Source organism: Streptomyces sp. NPDC060027 (assembly GCF_042737005.1).
GTDB lineage: Bacteria > Actinomycetota > Actinomycetes > Streptomycetales > Streptomycetaceae > Streptomyces.
In genome coordinates this window covers 1-2,264 of the sequence record NZ_JBHWVI010000427.1, presented here as the reverse complement: position 1 = coordinate 2,264, position 2,264 = coordinate 1, and the positions used below count along the sequence as shown (strand labels likewise).

General features: G+C 74.8%; 2 protein-coding genes and 1 pseudogene. 1 reads left to right on the top strand and 2 read right to left on the bottom strand.

All coding sequences use genetic code 11. The annotated features are described in order from the left end of the window. Window positions 1-123 precede the first annotated feature (123 nt). Window positions 124-246 (bottom strand): annotated as a pseudogene (locus tag ACFWBT_RS42680) (CGNR zinc finger domain-containing protein); the annotation flags it as partial. 139 nt (window positions 247-385) lie between these two features. On the opposite strand from ACFWBT_RS42680, the gene ACFWBT_RS42675 reads away from it, so the two are divergent. Continuing rightward, window positions 386-796 (top strand): VOC family protein, encoded by a 411-nt coding sequence (locus ACFWBT_RS42675; protein ID WP_385710143.1) that lies wholly within the window; start codon window positions 386-388, stop codon window positions 794-796. Between the two features lie 58 nt (window positions 797-854). Here the strand turns inward: ACFWBT_RS42675 and ACFWBT_RS42670 are convergent, their stop codons facing one another. After that, on the bottom strand, window positions 855-2,039 hold the full coding sequence (locus ACFWBT_RS42670; RefSeq protein ID WP_385710140.1) for a dipeptidase: 1,185 nt from the start codon (window positions 2,037-2,039) through the stop codon (window positions 855-857). Window positions 2,040-2,264: the final 225 nt, after the last annotated feature.

The window sequence follows — 2,264 nt, the reverse complement described above, 5'->3', positions numbered from 1 at the left end:
GTCGGCCGGACCGGCGTCGGTTGCATTCTGCACCACTTCGCTGTGCGCTGACCGGCAACCTCCGGACTCCGTCCGGCTCCCCGCGTAGCCCCCGGTCCGGCTTCCCGTGACCGGGGGCTGCGTGGCGCGGTCGCGGCGCACCTCGGCGCGCGCCCCGCACACCGACATCGAGCACCGGCGGCCGCGCCCCGCGGGCGAGCGGTCGTAGTACGCCCAGTGGCAGGTCGGGGCCTCGCACGCCTTCAGGCACGGCCGGCCGCCCTCGACGGTCGGGTCCAGATGCAACTGCTGCGAGGCGTCGTGTTCGTTCCGTGTGTACGCCGGCCCGGCGGGGCACCCGTTCTGTCTGTGCGTCTGCTGAGCACACCCGAGCGAGGAGCACCTCATGCAGCAGCCCTTCGCACGCCTGCGTTCCGTCGTCCTCGACTGCCCCGACCCCCGGGCACTCGCCGCGTTCTACGCGCGCGTCGCGGGCGGCGAGCCACAGGCGGAGGACGACGACTGGGTCGTCCTCCGGATCCCGGACGGGCCGCGGCTGGCCTTCCAGCGGGCGCCCGGACACGTTCCGCCGAAGTGGCCGAGCGCCGACCGGGACTCGCAGCAGTTCCATCTCGACTTCGACGCCGGGTCCACCTGGGAGGCCGTCGACGCCGCGCAGGAGCGGGTGCTCGCGCTGGGCGCCCGCCCGCTGGACCTGGACGACGAGGACGGCAAGAAGAACTTCCGGGTGTACGCCGATCCGGCGGGGCACCCGTTCTGTCTCTGCCTGTTCGACCCGGCCCAGGACACGTTCTAGCCTGCCGCCCGCTCACCCCGCTCCCCCAAGGTGAGCCGTCCGTCCGGGCCGGCGGCGGTCAGCCGTCCAGGTCGGCGATCTTCGCGGAGGACGGCTCGCGGCGCTGCTGGGCGGCGCGGGCCGTGAAGTCCGCGCCGCGCAGGACGCGTTGCACATTGCCCCAGGTGAGCAGGGCGAGGTCGGACGCGGACCAGCCGCGGGTGATGAGCTCCGCGATCAGATGCGGATAGCAGGACGCGTCGGCGAGGTCCTGCGGGTGCGCGGCCCCCGAGTCGTACGTACCCGAGAGCCCGACGCACTCCGCTCCAGCGAGCCTGCGGACGTGGTCGAGGTGGTCGGCGACGTCCCGTACGGACGGGCCGGTCTGCTCGGCGGTGAGCGGGACCAGACACAGGCCCTTGGCGAGACCCAGTTCGGCCAGGACCTCGTCGGGGAGGTTCGACGGGTGGGGGCGCAGCGCGCGGGCGGCCGAGCGGGTGAACAGGACCGGGGCCTTGGAGGCGGCGAGGGCACGGCCGATCGTGGCGTCCGAGGTGCCCGAGAGGTCGGCGAGCACACCGAGCCGGTTCATCTCGCGGAGCACTTCCTGGCCGAACCGGGTCAGGCCCGCCTCGCTCGCCCAGGAGGCGCCGGCGAGCGTGAGGACGCGCAGGCCGAGCGCGTGCAGGGTGCGCAGGATGCCGAGCGAGTCGCCGAGCGCGGCCGCTCCGGCGGGGCCGAGGACGACCGCGACGCGGCCGCAGTTGCGGGCGTCGGCGATCTCGCCGGCACCGCGCGTCATCCGCAGGCCCTCGGGGTGCGCGTGGACCACCGTCTTCACCAGGTCCAGCTGCTCCAGGGTGGCGCCGACGGCCCGGTCCCCGGCGAGGCCCTCCGGCAGGTGCAGCGACCAGAACAGGGCGCCCACGTGCCCTTCGCGCAGGCGCGGTACGTCGGTGTCCACGGCGCTCTCGCCCAGTTCCAGATCGAACCAGGGCAGATGGCGCAGCGCCCACGGCAGCCCGCTGTACCCGTCGGCGATGGGGTTGTCCGCCAGGAACGCGTGAGCCCGCGCCAAGGGATCGGCTCCCGGATCGGCCGCCGGGCCGCGGTCCGGGACACCGGGGCCGACACCGGTGAGGAGAGAGGTGCCGCCACCGAGGAAGGCGTCGGAGGGCAGCGGCTCGGACTCGGGCCAGGCAGCGGGCGGGTCGAGCTCTCCCACCTCGACGGCGGTGTGCAGTTCGTCCTGCAGGTCTGCCATGACAGGCTCCGTGAGGTGGACGGCGGTGATCGCGGTACCGCCACCGTGACACGGGGCCAGGGGGGCTTCCTGGTGGACGGCGCGTTCGGGGGTACGTCCATGGGCGCGCCCCGCGCGTCGGTGCGAGCGCGGACCCGGCGCACCCGTGCGGGCGGAGCGGGCGCCGGCCCGAAGCTACCCGGCCCAGCCGTCGGGCGCATGCCGAAGGCGCCCGGGCGTGCGGCC